Annotated in this window: 13 protein-coding genes; 3 read left to right on the top strand and 10 right to left on the bottom strand. The window is 36.8% G+C overall.

The features are described 5' to 3' along the window. Positions 1 to 582: 582 nt before the first annotated feature. Genes ACEN3Z_RS02255 through ACEN3Z_RS02235 form a run of 5 tightly spaced genes read right to left on the bottom strand, consistent with a single transcriptional unit; the run spans position 583 to position 6,426 of the window. Positions 583 to 2,337 (bottom strand): ABC transporter ATP-binding protein, encoded by a 1,755-nt coding sequence (locus tag ACEN3Z_RS02255; protein WP_407089417.1) that lies wholly within the window; start codon positions 2,335 to 2,337, stop codon positions 583 to 585. Further along, the gene (locus ACEN3Z_RS02250; protein WP_407089416.1) at positions 2,324 to 4,066 is read right to left on the bottom strand and encodes an ABC transporter ATP-binding protein; all 1,743 of its coding nucleotides are present in this window, start codon (positions 4,064 to 4,066) and stop codon (positions 2,324 to 2,326) included. Before ACEN3Z_RS02250 ends, ACEN3Z_RS02255 begins: the two co-directional genes overlap by 14 nt. A gap of 20 nt (positions 4,067 to 4,086) precedes the next feature. Beyond that, positions 4,087 to 5,271, bottom strand: coding sequence for an A/G-specific adenine glycosylase (mutY, locus tag ACEN3Z_RS02245; protein ID WP_407089415.1), 1,185 nt, complete (start codon positions 5,269 to 5,271; stop codon positions 4,087 to 4,089). Between the two features lie 12 nt (positions 5,272 to 5,283). Further along, on the bottom strand, positions 5,284 to 6,132 hold the full coding sequence (recX, locus tag ACEN3Z_RS02240) for a recombination regulator RecX (RefSeq protein ID WP_407089414.1): 849 nt from the start codon (positions 6,130 to 6,132) through the stop codon (positions 5,284 to 5,286). Positions 6,133 to 6,147: 15 nt separating this feature from the next. Beyond that, entirely contained in the window at positions 6,148 to 6,426 is a 279-nt protein-coding gene (locus tag ACEN3Z_RS02235; protein ID WP_407089413.1) for a hypothetical protein, read from the bottom strand. A gap of 116 nt (positions 6,427 to 6,542) precedes the next feature. Here ACEN3Z_RS02235 and ACEN3Z_RS02230 point away from each other — a divergent pair, with 116 nt between their 5' ends. Together ACEN3Z_RS02230 and ACEN3Z_RS02225 are read left to right on the top strand one after the other, a co-directional pair. Then, positions 6,543 to 7,325 carry a threonine/serine exporter ThrE family protein gene (locus ACEN3Z_RS02230; protein ID WP_407089412.1) on the top strand — a complete coding sequence of 261 codons (783 nt, stop codon included), beginning with the start codon at positions 6,543 to 6,545 and terminating at the stop codon, positions 7,323 to 7,325. Further along, positions 7,313 to 7,765: a threonine/serine exporter family protein gene (locus tag ACEN3Z_RS02225; RefSeq protein WP_407089411.1), complete on the top strand. Its 453-nt coding sequence runs from the start codon at positions 7,313 to 7,315 to the stop codon at positions 7,763 to 7,765. Before ACEN3Z_RS02230 ends, ACEN3Z_RS02225 begins: the two co-directional genes overlap by 13 nt. Positions 7,766 to 7,819: 54 nt before the next feature. Here ACEN3Z_RS02225 and ACEN3Z_RS02220 read toward each other — a convergent pair whose 3' ends face one another. Both ACEN3Z_RS02220 and ACEN3Z_RS02215 read right to left on the bottom strand, forming a co-directional pair. Beyond that, complete coding sequence (locus ACEN3Z_RS02220) at positions 7,820 to 9,928, bottom strand: pullulanase (protein ID WP_407089410.1); 2,109 nt, start codon at positions 9,926 to 9,928, stop codon at positions 7,820 to 7,822. 104 nt (positions 9,929 to 10,032) lie between these two features. Continuing rightward, positions 10,033 to 10,992 carry an NAD(P)-dependent oxidoreductase gene (locus tag ACEN3Z_RS02215; RefSeq protein WP_407089409.1) on the bottom strand — a complete coding sequence of 320 codons (960 nt, stop codon included), beginning with the start codon at positions 10,990 to 10,992 and terminating at the stop codon, positions 10,033 to 10,035. 217 nt (positions 10,993 to 11,209) lie between these two features. Between ACEN3Z_RS02215 and ACEN3Z_RS02210 the strand changes: the two genes are divergently transcribed. Beyond that, the gene (locus tag ACEN3Z_RS02210; RefSeq protein ID WP_407089421.1) at positions 11,210 to 11,791 is read left to right on the top strand and encodes a GyrI-like domain-containing protein; all 582 of its coding nucleotides are present in this window, start codon (positions 11,210 to 11,212) and stop codon (positions 11,789 to 11,791) included. A 41-nt stretch (positions 11,792 to 11,832) separates the two neighbouring features. Here ACEN3Z_RS02210 and ACEN3Z_RS02205 read toward each other — a convergent pair whose 3' ends face one another. Genes ACEN3Z_RS02205 through ACEN3Z_RS02195 form a run of 3 tightly spaced genes read right to left on the bottom strand, consistent with a single transcriptional unit; the run spans position 11,833 to position 14,967 of the window. After that, on the bottom strand, positions 11,833 to 12,597 hold the full coding sequence (locus tag ACEN3Z_RS02205) for a glycosyltransferase family 2 protein (protein ID WP_407089408.1): 765 nt from the start codon (positions 12,595 to 12,597) through the stop codon (positions 11,833 to 11,835). Between the two features lie 16 nt (positions 12,598 to 12,613). Continuing rightward, positions 12,614 to 13,675, bottom strand: a complete 1,062-nt coding sequence (locus ACEN3Z_RS02200) for a hypothetical protein (RefSeq protein WP_407089407.1) — start codon at positions 13,673 to 13,675, stop codon at positions 12,614 to 12,616. A 2-nt stretch (positions 13,676 to 13,677) separates the two neighbouring features. Beyond that, entirely contained in the window at positions 13,678 to 14,967 is a 1,290-nt protein-coding gene (locus ACEN3Z_RS02195) for an O-antigen ligase family protein (RefSeq protein WP_407089405.1), read from the bottom strand. Positions 14,968 to 14,971 lie beyond the last annotated feature (4 nt).

Genomic DNA, 14,971 nt, shown 5'->3' with positions numbered 1-14,971 from the left:
CTAAATTTAAGGTAATATTTAATTGAGCCATAATAATCTTCCTTTCAATGTTTGTCTGTCAACTACATTGTACCAAAGAGATTATTATGGTTTTTTACTTTTACACAATTATATGGGCTTTATCACTGTCACCTCATGACATGTCCTGTTAAACTCCTAATTCCCCTTGTCACCTCATAACAAGTCCTGTTAAACTTTCAATTTCCCTTGTCACCATATGACATGTCCTGATAGAGCTCCAATTCCCCTGGTCACCTCATGACTAGTCCTGTTAGACTTCCAATTTCCACTGTCACCAAATGACAAGTCCTGTTAACAACCAATTTCCCTTGTCACCAAAAGACACGTCCCGTTAAACGTTTAATTTCCCTTGTCACCTCATGACAAGTCCCGTTAAACACCCAATTTCCCTTGTCACCATATGACACGTCCCGCTAACCCAAAATCCCACGTTCCTCTCAAACCCAAATACTAAATTAACACTAAACCTGCACTCATCTATCCTCACGACACACCTCAACCAACACACCCATCAAAAAAACCTTACCAAATATGATTTCTCATACTCAGTAAGGTTTTATTTTATTGCTCAGGCGAACGAGACGATTGCATTGTATAATACAAGCCGCGTGCCTTCATAAGTGTATCGTGGTTTCCTTGTTCAACGATGGAACCATCTTTCATAACTAATATCATATCCGCATTCATGATGGTTGATAAGCGGTGGGCGATAATAAAACTCGTGCGCCCTCTCATCAAGCGATCAAATGCTTCTTGAATCAGAATTTCCGTTCTTGTATCAATCGACGATGTTGCTTCATCTAGAATTAACATTGTCGGAATTGAAACAAAAATTCGCGCGATAGATAATAATTGTTGTTGCCCCGTTGATAACCCAGCACCACCACTTGTTAAGACTGTGTCATACCCATCAGGTAACAATTCAATGAAGCGATGGGCGTGAGCCGCTTTGGCTGCTTTCACCACTTCTTCTCTAGATACGTTTGGATGACCGTAAGCGATATTATCGTGAATCGTTCCACCTTTTAGCCAAGTTTCTTGTAGCACCATCCCGAATTGCTTTCTAACAGATTCGCGAGTAAAGTCGGTAATCGGCTCATTATCAATTAAAATTTGTCCTTGATCTAAGTCATAGAAACGCATCAGTAAATTAATTAATGTTGATTTACCAGCGCCCGTAGGCCCAACAATTGCTACCGTATCACCTGCTTTAACTGATAAAGTTAAGTCAGTAATCAGCTCTTTATCTTTTGTATAACTGAACGAAGCACGATTAAAGTTTACTTTTCCATCGACATTACTTGAATCAATCAATCTATGTCCAGTTTCTACCTCTTCTGGCTGATCGATAATTGTATATAGTCGATCCGCACAAGCCAGAGCACTTTGAATTTCCGCGAGCACATTTGAAATGTCGTTAAATGGCTTCGTATATTGGTTCGCATAATTTAAAAATGTCGTTAACTCTCCCACAGTAAACGTTCCATTCACAATTCGAACGGCTCCTAAAAATGTTAACGCTGCGTATATCAAAGCATTAATAAAACGCGTTCCTGGGTTAATTGTCGACGAGTAAAAGATTGCCCACTTGGACTTTTCACTATAATCAGCATTGAGTTTAGTAAAAGTTTCCGTCGCTTCTTCTTGAGAATTAAACAATCTAACAATATCAGCTTGTTGAATATTTTCCTCGATAAAATCCGCCTGTTCCCCACGTGCCTTCGTTTGTTGGCGGAAAAGTGAGTAGCTTTTCTTTGCAATAAAACGTGAGATAAATAATGAAATCGGCGTTAACACAACAACAAGTAACATCATGGTTAAATCAAGTTGTGCCATTGTAAAGATAGTGATGAAAATAGTTAATATACCAATGAAGAATTGATTGAAAATCATAATCAACCCATCACCTAATTGCTCGGTATCTGTGGTAACTCGACTCACTAAATCTCCTGTACTGCGTTGATCTATATAATTTAAAGACAATGAGTGAACTTTTTCAAGCACACGGTTACGAAGCGATTCTATAACTTCATATGTAATTTTGTTGAATAAAATTGGGTTAACCCACTGAACAATCGCATTGAGTCCAATCACAATTCCCATATTCATAAGTGTTGGTAATAAGACATCAAAGTTCACTTGCCCTTCACCAATCGTCTGGTTAACGGCTTGTCCGATTAAAATTGGGAGGTAAACAGTCAATCCTACTTGGATAACTGTTGATATTAACGAAAGAACAACAAGTAATTTGTGTCCAGATAGGTCAGAAAATAATCGTTTCAAAATACTTGAACTGCTTTTATTAGTGTTCTCCATTATCCGCTACCTCCTTCACATTTTGTGATGCATAAATCTCTTGGTACACAGGGTTATTTGCCAGTAACTCTTTGTGGCTAGCATAGCCAATTTGTCTTCCTTCTTCTAAGACCACGATATTATTTGCCTGTTGTAAACTATGTGTTCTTTGAGAAATCATAATTATCGTACGGTCGTTATACTTTTCTTTCAGCGTTCTTTGGAAATTTGCTTCAGTAACATAATCCAAGGCACTCGTTGAATCATCAAAGATTAATAATGATGACGGTTTAATTAGTGCTCGTGCAATCGTTAGACGTTGTCTTTGACCACCAGAGAAATTACGTCCAAAAGTAGCGACTTCTTTATCCAAACCTTCTGGATATGAGCGAACAAAGTCCAATGCTTGTGCATCTTCTAGCGCTTGCCACATCATCTCTTCCGTCGCTTCAGGATTTCCTAATAATAAGTTACTTCGAATTGTTCCTTTAAATAATGCAACATTACTTGGAACAACACTTATATTCTCTCTTAAGTCACGTTTTGAATCCGTATTAAAGTAATCTTCTTGGAAGAAAACGCCACCCTCTTGGGCATCATAAGTTTTTGTAATTAATTGAAGTAAGGTTGATTTACCAGAACCAGTACTACCGATAATCCCAACAAAATCGCCCTCTTTAATTGAGAAAACAATATTTGATAGCGATGGTTTCGTTGCATTCGGGTATGTAAAAGTCACATCTTGAAAACTTAAAACTGTATGCTTCTCTTCATTTTGCTGACTATTATTCTCAAACACTTCAGATTCTAGTGGCTGTTCAAAGACAGTCACTACACGTTTAGCACTTGAGTATGCTCGGTTTAATTGTGTAATGACAAATGCAATCTTCACTAATTCCACTAAGATAGCCAATAAATAATTCACTAAAGCGACTAGCTGACCTTGGGTCAATGATCCGGAATTAATAAAATTTCCACCTTGCCAAAGAACAATAATCAAAGCAACATTCACCACTATATAAGTGAGTGGATTAGTGAAAGCATTAATGAAACCTACACGAATTTGGTCGGTAGTGACGTTTTTGTTTTGAGCTTTAAATTCATTCACTTCACGGTCTTTTTGCTGAAAAGCGCGGATCACACGCATACCCTTCATTTGTTCTTGTGTTAATGTCACTAATAAATCAAATTGCTCTCGTATTTGTGTATATAATGGATTTGCAAAATAAATAATTGCACCTACTACAACAAATAAAATGGCAATCATAGCTAAAAATATAAGTGTCATTCGTCCATCAATTTGTGCGGCCATAATTAAAGAACCGAATACAATAAAAGGTGAACGAAGGAATAAGCGGAAAAATGTATTCAATCCACTTTGAATTTGGAACGTATCACTTGTTAATCGAGTGACGATACTCCCGGGAGAAATCGTTCCATATACTTCTTTTGGTAATTGTAAAACAAATTCAAATAAATCATTGGTTAAATTTTCAGCAAAACCTACAGCTGCTTTTGCTGATAGAAACTGTGCTGTAATTGAAAAGGCTAGCCCAGCTGCAGCAATTCCAAACATCACCAAAATATATTTGATAATATTTGCTACATCTCCAGTTGGGATGGCAACGTCAATAATTAATGCTACAATCATTGGGACTAGCAATTCTAAAACTGCTTCGACTAATTTCATTAAAGGTCCGAAGATACTACTAAGCTTGTAGCCTTCAAAATATCTAAATAATCTGCTCATATTATTCCTCTACTTTTTCTTTATTCTCGATCGGATACGATACTATTAAACAATTTTTGTTGTAAAGTTGATACTGGTAGGGATTCTAGCTCTTGAATGCTTACCCATTTGAAGTCTTCCTCATTCAAATCTGCTGTCCCATCTAGTAAAAATGGTATCACTTGTACTTGCCAAATCCGATGTGAGAATACATGCTTCACTTGTGCGAATGTTGGCAAGAGTTCAAAGCCTTCTTCTTCATCCAATATCAATGATCGGTCTAGCTTTAATTCACTGATATCAATACTTTCATCTAAATGATTCACTAAAGGCTCTATCAATTCAGAACTCGTCGCGCCTTCCATAACTACATTCACTTCAACCATTGGAAAATGCCACAGACCCGTCAAAAGTTCTTTGTCATTATGTTTGCGCATTAACCATTCACCCTTATGATTTCGTATCGCATAGGCGATTCGGTGGTGTTTGGTTGCTTTTGTTTTCTTTTTCTTTACTGGGTAAAGATGACTCGTATTATTCTGATAAGATTGATCAAATTCTTTGATCGGACTATCTTCAGGTTGGTAATCGGTTGGTGTCATAATCGTGGCACCGATATCCATCAAGGCTTGGTTAAAGTCACCTGGCCTTTTTGAATCAATTAACTGATACAAAATACTAGTAAACTCATTTTTTGTCTTATTTAAAGTGATATCACGGTCTATTTCAAATAAGCGAGCTACAATCCGCATTAAGTTACCATCTAACGCTGGTTCTGGAAGATTAAACGCAATACTACCAATTGCACCGGCGGTATATGGACCGATACCTTTCAAAGAAAGCAGACCTTCCAACGTATTAGGCATCTCACCGTTAAAGTCAGCCATCACTTGTTGAGCTGCAAATTGCATATTACGAACACGTGAATAATAGCCTAAACCTTGCCAGAGACCCATTAATTCAGACTCTTCCACTTCGGCTAAATCTTTAATTGTGGGGAGTTCTTTAATAAACCGTTCGTAATATGGAATAACTGTATTAACTTGTGTTTGTTGCAACATAATCTCACTAACCCAAATATAGTAAGGGTTCTTCGTTTGTCGCCAAGGTAAGTCTCTTTTGTTCGCATCATACCAATCTAATAATTGAGTTTGGAATGCTTTTATCTTTTTTTCATCCCAATTGATCGGATACTGTTCGATTAACTTTTGTCTTTTGTTCGTCATTTAATCCACTTTCTATTCATTCTTTTCCAATTCGGCTTCATTATCTTCAAGCCAATGTTTAATCATTTCATAGTCAAAGCCTTTACCTAACAGACTTTGTATCATTTTTTGTTTTAAATCATAGCCACTAAAACGGCGCTGATGTTTTCTTAAATATTTGTCGGCTTCTTTTTCTAACATGTCTTCTTGATCATCTTCAGCGTCGTCAAAGGTCAATTCGCTCATATGTTGATTCACTAAATCTTTGTCAAAGCCTTTGGTAAGTAGATGAGTATACAATTTACTGCGCATCATTTTTGGTGGCAGTGATTTTTTAGTTCGGATGAATTTCTCAATCAGCGCTTGAATATTTTCACTTTGTTCTTCTTCTGGATACTCGTCCATTGCATCAAGAATAGTCATTTCATTGATCCCCTTTTTGACTTTCAATTCATTTTGAATAATGTTTGGTCCCTTAGACTTCAGTGTGTAGTTTGTGCGGACATAGCTTTTGGCATATTCCAAATCATTTAAATAGCCTTGTCGAATTAAACGGTCAAGGGTATTTTCAATCACTTCTTCTGAAGGTGCGGTTGAATTCTCTTCTTTTTCTTTTTTATCTTTTTGCTTATGTAAATAGTCGCGCATTTCTTTGATGGAACGCATTCCATAAGATAAATAATTAATCGCAGCAGAGTATAATTTATGATCATTCTCTGCTGATTTAATCTTATCTAATAAGTTTTGATCCACTTCTTGGTCTTTACGCAAAGCGTATTCGATTAGAATTTCTTGATCGACACCAATAAAAAACTCGTCATCAACGAAGATTGAATAACGATTTGCTTGTTTCTGTTGTTGTGCAATTTTTGTGATTTTCATACGTCTTAACTCACTCTACTTTCTTTTATTCGATAAGGTATATTGGTATTCATACATAAATGGGTTTGTTTCAATAAATTTATAAATAAACTCAAGTTGTTTTTTAATCGAATAGTTATGTAGTTCCATTTCCATTGAATAATTGTGGAGAACTTTTTGAAAGTTTGTACATTCTCTATCATATTTAAAATATAATTGATATAATGGCTTGTCCTTATCATCAATGGATATGTAAATGGTATTGGCATCTTTGCATTCAAAGGCAAATACTAAATATATATATAATAATGTCATGAAATCACTCCTTATTAAAATTCATTCATATTTAAATAGTGATTACTCATTTTCTATGTTACCATATTTTGAATGTCTCCTAACGAATTATTTAACAAAAGGTGGGTGATATCTTTATGAGAAAGAAATATAAAAAAATAGTTGAAGTAGCAACAACAGCAGGTAGAATTATGCTGGAGTCTCATGCTGAAAGTTATCGAGTTGAGGATACGGTTCGACGTATTCTTCAAACAAGTGGACTTTCTAACACGGAAGTCATCACAAATACAACAGGTCTATATGTTACTTTAGATGATTCAGATCCTGAAATCGAAGGTTTTACATTAGTTCATCGAATAACAGACCGTAGTAACCAATTAAATAAGATTTACCGAGTGAATAATATTTCACGCCAACTTACAAGTGGACAGATTACGATTGATGAAGCTGCTGAACGACTCGAGGTGGTAGATGATTCTGATTACACAGTCTTTAGTAAAGATATAGCAACGGTTATCTTAGTGATTGCCTTTGTTGTTCTATTAGGTGGAAGCTTCTGGGACAGTGTCTTTTCAATCTTTACTGGTTTACTCGTAGCTTATTCACGTATATTAAAAGACTTATTCCAATTGAATAGCTTTATTTATGGTGTTGCATCAACCTTATTGACTGCATTTTTAACTAATGTAATTGCGGCGGTAGTTCCACTTGATATATCAACTGATGTTATTATCATTGCTGGTTTAATGCCTCTATATCCGGGGACTGCTGTGACCAATGGTCTTCGAGATATGTTAAAAGGCGATTATATCTCTGGTGTCGCTCGTGTGGCTGATGCGATTGTTATTGCACTAAGTTTAGCGATTGGTGTCGCGATTGGCCTTTACTTTTACGGGGAGGTTACATCATGGTTGGTATAATTATCCAAGTTATCGGGGCATATGTAGCCACAATCACAGCTGCCATTACGCTCGAAGCACCTAGATCCCTCATCTTTAAGACGGGTTATGCGGGAGCAATAGGCTACCTTGTATATCTTCTATTGGCAAACCCAATGGGTCCTGCTTTAGCAACATTTTTTGCTTGTAGTGTTGTATCATTAATTGGCCAATTCTTCGCGCGTCGTTTTAAAGCACCGGTAACCATCTTTTATATCCCAGCCTTTTTCCCATTTGTGCCTGGGTCTGCGATTTATCAGACAGCTCTTTACTTTATTCAAGGAGACTATGATCTAAGTAATTATTATCTCATACAAACTCTTTCAATCGCTGGAGCGATTGCTTTAGGTGTATTTTTTACAGATTCAATCTTAGAGATATACATGCACGTTCGATTCAAAATGTTAAACATGAGAAAATAAGCAAAAAAGCGTCAGAATTCGATTTGGAATTCCGACGTTTTTCTTATGTTTACTTTATTTCTTGAAAATGACTGCGCTTAAACCAGCTAATTTAATTTGTGTTGAAGATAACATTTCAATGCCTTGTGGTTGCATTAAAGGTTCAGTATCAACCCGATCCTGATCGCCAATCACTTGTGCCAATTCAACTTCTTCCGGTAATGTGAACGTACGACTACGTTTGTTTCCATTAATCACTATAATATACTCGTCCCCTTGAGTTCCTCTCACTTTATAAGCAATCGCAACGTCACGTTCACGAATTTCTGGGACATTTAATAGTTGAACATTTGTATCAATGAGTTCTTTATCCGCCAATCTAAAGGCATCTGTTGAATGACGGAGTTGAATTAAGCCGCGCATATGCTCCATCGTTGTATTCTCAATTGAGTAACCATTCACTCCTCTAACTTTTTCCCATTCAAACTTGTTAATCGCATCGGACGAGTCATAAGAGTCATGAATAAAGTATGGATACTCAATCGGGTCTCCATTTTTATCAGTAAAGTAAGTAGAATTATCTGGAATATCGCCCCACTCATCTACCATGGTTTTAAATTCTGGGTGCTTAAATTGTTTGGTACGACCGTATTCTTGCCCGGCATGGATAAATGCTGTCCCTTGTGAAGTTAAAACGATTAAATTACCCAGACGTATGCGTTGGTGTATCTCTTCCACATGGATATTTGGATCTTTATTAATCGATTCTGCAATCACGTCGTGTAAAGTTAAGTTATCATGTGCTTCAATATATTGGACGACATCACCTGGTTGGTCCGCTTCGAAATTATGCGGTTGCCCTTTAATATTATCGAAAATCTTCTGCACATTTCGGCGCCCGCCAGTAATAAAGCGTGGCTTCCCTTCACTTTGGAAACCAGATTTTAATTCGTCTCGGATTTCGTCTGAGAATGAGCCAACAGCTTCTGTATCTGACATCCATAATTGATCCGCTGCTTGAACGTCTTCAGCACCTTCATCTCCAGCGTACGTAATCCAACCTTCACCGATCATTAAGATATTTGGATTAATTTTGGCTGTTTCTTCATAGGCTAATTGAACTGTTTCTGCATCTAAATCCCCCATCATATCAAATCTAAAGCCATCAACTTTAAATTCTTCTACTAAGTACTTTAATGAGTCAACAATCAAGCGACGTGTCATATAGTGAGTACTTCCTAAACGTCCGCCACCAAAGTTAGTTCTTGATGTCCCATCTGAATCCATAAAATGATAATACTCAGGTTCTAAATCTTCAAGAATATGGAGCTCTGCGGTGTGATTATACACGACATCCAGTGTTACCGCCATTCCTCTTTCGTGGATTTCACTCACAAGTTCTTTAAACTCTCGAATCCGGGATGAAGGGTCTTCGGGGTTAATTGAATACATCCCTGTTAAAGCGAAATAATGCATTGGATCATAGCCCCAGTTGTAGTTCGTCCAAGCTGATTTATATTCTAAGAAGCGTTCACCCGTCTCATATTCATTCGCATGATAGTAACTTAAGACAGGCAGTAACTGCACATGCGTGACACCAAGCGACTGAATATAATCCAATCGTTCCGCCATCGCTTCAAACGTTCCGAAACGGTGGTGTAGTTCATCCTTTATTGATGGATCTGATGTAAAGTCCCGCACGTGAACTTCGTAGATTACAGCATCTTCTCTTCGTTTATAGTTTTCAACTTTAGCAAAGTCTAATTTTTGCCCAATGTTCTCTGGTGCAACAATCGCGGCTTTGGCAATATACGATGCTTCGTCGTGGCTATTCCAAGTACCCAGTGATTTAGCGTAAGGATCCAAGGCTAAGACGGTCTCACTATCACGGTTAATTTGGTAATGATAACAATAATTATTGAAATTATCGATACCAGACACTGTGTCTTGATTCAATGTCACTTCCCATAAACCTTTGTCGTGTGAATTCATTTCCACTACTGCGACTTGTTTTTCTTGATTGTCTTTATCATACAATAATACTTGGACCGATTTAGCGCTCGGTGACCATAATCTTAATACAGCTGTCCCATCAGAATTTAATACTGGACCGAGAGGCCCATCGTAAGCAAAGTGTTCATCTTTCTCTTGCCAAGTGAGACTTGTTGTCAATCTTTCTGTCATAAACTTCCTCCTACATTGCGTTTGATATCAAAAAAGCCAGATAATATTGAAGGTTCTAATTAGCGATCGTCCTCAATACTATCTGACTGTGAGTCCATTCTATATTAAATAGATACGATGTTTTTATCTTCGCCGTTAATATATGCCATTACGTTGTCAAAGGCAATTTGAGCACGAAGGACCATTGCTTCATTTGTTAAGTAACCAACATGTGGTGTTAACAATGCATTTTTTGCATGAAGTAACGGGTAATCATTTGGAATTAGTGGCTCCATGTCGAAGACATCAATACCAGCACCAGCGATTTTTCCTTCATTTAAAGCATTTGCTAAAGCTTCATTATCAATAATCGGTCCTCTAGCTACATTAATTAAGATAGCTGATTCTTTCATATTATCCAGCTCTCTTTCACCGATTGTGTGCTTAGTATCTTCAGTCATTGGAAGATGGATTGAGATAATATCACTTTCTTTAATCAGTGTATCTAAGCTTACATATTCAACACCCGCATCAATCGCTTCTTGTTTCTCTGAGCGGTTATACCCTAAGACTTTAGCTCCGAAAGCTTTGAATAGTTTTGCTGTATGAATTCCAATTGTCCCGGTACCAATAATACCGACTGTTTTTCCATGAATTTCTTGTCCTTGAATTAATCCTGGAAAATCGTCGCCTTTACGGACATCTAAGTCTCCTTGTTTCACTTCACGTAAAACATTCAGAGCTAAACCAATAGATAATTCTGCGACTGCTTGAGTAGCATAACCCGATGCATTTGCGATTTTAATGCCTTTTTCTTTAGCACTAGCGTTATCTACATGGTCTACCCCTGTAAAAGCAACATCGATAAATTTAGTTTTGTCTAATTTCTCAATCACTTCTTTAGGATACGGATTGTTGGCAATAATCACCACTTCAGAGTCTTTACTACGCTCATATAATTCATCTGGATCTGTTGTTTTTGTTTCATGATAGACAAACTCATGGCCTAAATCTTTTAATGGCTGTGCCAATTCTTCAATGTATTCCTTTGGTACACGTAATGGTTCTAATAAGCTAATTTTCATAATATCCTCCAATAATTCAATATTTATAGTTTAAATGATTTAAGGTAACGCTTGCAAGTATTATTAACAAAATAAAAAATAATCTTCTTAAATACAACTTGCCTGGCTCAATGTATAATAGATTATAGTATTAATATAGCATGAATATGAATGGAATGAGTAAGATATGCCTTTTGATTTTTAAAAAAAAGAGAAGCAGTTTTATAAACCAAAAACAATACCAGAAATTATTGATATACCTAAGATGAAGTTTATTGCGATTGATGGTATGGGTGACCCGAATGAATTAGACGGGGAATACCAGGCAGCAGTAAAACAAATATATAGCCTAGCCTACACGATTCGGATGAGTGAGCGTAATGGCTACACAATTGATGATTTCTTTGTATTTGTTGTTCCACCGCTTGAAGGATATTGGTGGCAAGACGGTGTACATGGTGTGGATTCATCAAGAAAAGAAGACTTCCAATGGGTTATGAAGCTGCGAATGCCAGAGTATGTCACACCTCAAGTCTTTGAGTGGGCTCAAAATGAAGTTCTAAACAAGAAGAAAATCAACACTGCAAACGTCTATCTTACAACGATAACTGAAGGTTTAACTGTCCAAATCCTCCATATTGGACCTTATGACGATGAAGTACATTCTGTGTCTAAGATGCATGACTATATCAACCAAGAAGGCTATCAACTAGATATTAGTGACATCAAGCATCATCATGAAATCTACTTATCGGATCCTCGAAAAGCTGATCCAGCCAAGCTTAAAACTATCTTAAGACACCCAATAAAAAAGAAATAACAAAAAAGTCTGAAGCGCACGCTGCGTCTCAGACTTTTTGCTTATAACCGGCGTAATACTGCATTTAATACATAATGTGAAAAATAATACACTGCTTTGGGTAATGGTAATTTTTCTAAATTATAATAAGTATTCCACGTCCGTTTCAATGCACCAATCCGGTCACTTGAAATCGAACCTTGAACTTGACGATAATAATTATGAACTTCTTGTAAGCCATAAGCTTTAACTTTTCGCTCACGCATTAACATTAACCACGTTGCTGTGTCTTGTCCTTTTCGAACAGGAGGCATACGGAAATCTCCAATTAATTCGCGGTCAATGACGACCGTCGAACAGGCAATGGCTGTATTTTTTAATAGCTCTGAATACGAGAAGGAAGCCGGTACATTGACGCGGTCTTTTAATACCTCACCTAATTCGTTGATTAATGCTAAGTCCGTATATGTAAAACCAACCTGTTTTTCTTGCATAAATACAAGTTGTTCTGTCAGTTTCGACTCCGACCAACAATCATCACTATCAACGAAAGCAATATATCTTCCTTTGGCATTCTCGATTCCAGTATTACGTGCCACGGCTGCCCCACTGTTTTCAGCTAAATTAACTAATTTAATTCGCTTATCTTCTTTAGCAAACCCTTCAATAATTTCAACCGAGTTGTCTTGGCTACAATCATTGACTAAGATCATTTCCCAATTGGTGTAACTTTGTTTAATAACACTCACAATGGTCTCGCTAATAAAGCGTTCTGCATTATACACGGGTGTGATAATGGATACTAAACCTTCTTCAAAAGTTGGCAAATTTTAGCCTCCTTAATTAATAAACGTGAACTAATTTCAATGGCACATTGTATAAAGTCGCCATTGTCATTTGGTCTTTTAACCAACGTTTCTCTGTATGATTCGCTTGGATGACAATCACAATTTGTTTCGGTACCTGTTCATCACTCTTAACTTCTTGCAACTTCGAAATAAATCGTTCTGACGAATCATTTGTGTCTTCAAAGTCCTCCGATAAGGCACTTTGAGAAACAATCCAACGTAAGTTAACCGCTGGTATACGAATCGCATCTTGAACATTATATACAGCACCTTCATGGCTACTATGAACAAGTATATGCTGATCATCTAAGTCCCATGCATACTCAAAGGCATAATTAATCTTGCTCTTACGCAATCTTTGTAAGAAGACAATTCCACTTGTTAAGATCAGTCCAACAACGAAGCCTAAGACACCATATACAATTAATGATCTCGCATTATTCGAACGATATACGCTCAATGTCTCAATCGTTGGTAAACTTAGATATTCTTCTGTATCCAATACTTCACCAATCACAGGTTCTAAAGTGATATCTGCAAATTGGTTATCCATAAATGGAATCTCACCTGAAGCTAATAAGTCACGGTAAGCATTCGCTATCGCTAAATTTTCTTCGGCTGTCTTCCCTGCTAACACTCGGAAGATAAAAACGCCGGAAGCATTATCTCTCACTGCAGAGATTGACCCACGAAACGTTGGTGTTTTAAATAACTCCAATGTTTTTTCACTATCAATTGTTTCTTGGAATTCAATTCCCGTTGTTTCTTCAACCGCTTCAACTACTTGAGGCGATGTAAAGTAATCATCAAATAAATGTGGATTCGAGAAGATTTGACCATCTTCAATCGTTACCACTGCTTTAAATGAACTCGGTTCTTGAGTATAAACATCCTCAAGGTAATCTGCAGCCTCTTGGCGGTCAGATAATAAAATATCAGTGATAAAATAACGTGCACCGACAGTAATCACAGATATAACTAAGGCGCCAATTAATATTCTTACAATATTATCTTTAAAAAATCGCCATAACTCATTTATTATTGTTGCTAAACTCATATTCATACCTCATTCTTTTTTGGTTTCGTGACGTTCTTCATTTCCATTAACTTCACAAAGCTAATCATTATTCCAAAGTAAACCCAATGCCATTCAATCAACATGTTATTCGCACTTGTGATACTCGCAAAGATATATACAACTAAGAACGATATAAAACTAATTGCAATTTGACGAATGACTTTTGATTCATGATGACGGAGTCGGTTTAAAGCTTGGATTAATAAGCCATAACTTACAACGTATAGGACAAATACTATGACACCATAACCGACTAGTATCTCAAGCCACCAGTTATGAATGTTTGTAAATTCATCAATAGGTAAAAATGGCAACATATCCATCCATATTTCAATATTCCCCGCTCCCACTCCAAAACCGAAAGTTTCTGCTAGGAATACTAAACCATTTCGCCATAGGTTAATTCGGCGTGAATCGCCTGTATTATAGAAATCGCCACCTAGATAAAACAAGTGCGAGACCATATCATTTAGCGATGGAACAAATATAATCAAGCCAACGATAAGGGCTAGACCGATACCTATCGCGCTTAAGATATACTTTCTTTTTATATCCCAATTAAATTGTAATAGTATAACCATAAAAAAGAAAAGTACGAAACTCAGTAAAATCATTCGTGAATCACTTCGATATATTAAATATGCTGTTAATAGTATTGGAATCACATATAAATATCGTCGAATCGAGTGACGATTGAGATTCAGCATAATTAAATTTACTGGCAAGTATGAGAGTAATAAAGTTGCGTAATCATTCTGATTTGTAAAGGTCGTTACCGGTATACGAGATGATGGCTGAGTAGCAAAGGTATTGTTCTTATCTAACGCTTCTAAATTAGCGAAAACATAGTGATTCGTAAGAATCTCATAAAAACCCCAAAGTGCTAAAAATGTCATCATAATCCAAACTGTCTTAATCAGAACTTTCCAAGTGACTAAATCATTCGTCCACAAGTACAAACCAACTACACTGCTTACACCTAATGTAAGCAAGAACATTGCTTGGAACCAATTCATCACATCAATCGTCCAAATGACTGACACTGCTCCCCAGGCCCACCAAAAAAGATAAATACCTGTAATGACGGTGGCTGTATTATTCGGGATGATTTTAATATTTGGATCTTGCTTGAGTATTTGATAACCAAAGATGGCTATCATACCAATCACCAGTAAACGATAAATCGTAATTTGTGCTACCGGTGTCGGAATCGCTAATATCTCCGTCCCTAAAAAGACCGAAGCAACGATCAGTATTAAATATTTTCGCAAATTG

It is taken from the genome of Ruoffia sp. FAM 26254 (assembly GCF_045528545.1).
In the GTDB taxonomy this organism is placed as follows: Bacteria; Bacillota; Bacilli; order Lactobacillales; family Aerococcaceae; genus Ruoffia; species Ruoffia halotolerans.
The sequence above is the reverse complement of the archived record's forward strand: the minus strand, read 5'-3'. Positions and strand labels throughout refer to the sequence as shown.

What these genes read in the sequence shown, in the direction of transcription:
- ACEN3Z_RS02255 (WP_407089417.1), bottom strand. Translation starts at nt 2,337, where the DNA reads ATGGAGAACACTAATAAAAGCAGTTCAAGTATTTTGAAACGATTATTT.
- ACEN3Z_RS02250 (WP_407089416.1), bottom strand. Translation starts at nt 4,066, where the DNA reads ATGAGCAGATTATTTAGATATTTTGAAGGCTACAAGCTTAGTAGTATC.
- mutY (WP_407089415.1), bottom strand. Translation starts at nt 5,271, where the DNA reads ATGACGAACAAAAGACAAAAGTTAATCGAACAGTATCCGATCAATTGG.
- recX (WP_407089414.1), bottom strand. Translation starts at nt 6,132, where the DNA reads ATGAAAATCACAAAAATTGCACAACAACAGAAACAAGCAAATCGTTAT.
- ACEN3Z_RS02235 (WP_407089413.1), bottom strand. Translation starts at nt 6,426, where the DNA reads ATGACATTATTATATATATATTTAGTATTTGCCTTTGAATGCAAAGAT.
- ACEN3Z_RS02230 (WP_407089412.1), top strand. Translation starts at nt 6,543, where the DNA reads ATGAGAAAGAAATATAAAAAAATAGTTGAAGTAGCAACAACAGCAGGT.
- ACEN3Z_RS02225 (WP_407089411.1), top strand. Translation starts at nt 7,313, where the DNA reads ATGGTTGGTATAATTATCCAAGTTATCGGGGCATATGTAGCCACAATC.
- ACEN3Z_RS02220 (WP_407089410.1), bottom strand. Translation starts at nt 9,928, where the DNA reads ATGACAGAAAGATTGACAACAAGTCTCACTTGGCAAGAGAAAGATGAA.
- ACEN3Z_RS02215 (WP_407089409.1), bottom strand. Translation starts at nt 10,992, where the DNA reads ATGAAAATTAGCTTATTAGAACCATTACGTGTACCAAAGGAATACATT.
- ACEN3Z_RS02200 (WP_407089407.1), bottom strand. Translation starts at nt 13,675, where the DNA reads ATGAGTTTAGCAACAATAATAAATGAGTTATGGCGATTTTTTAAAGAT.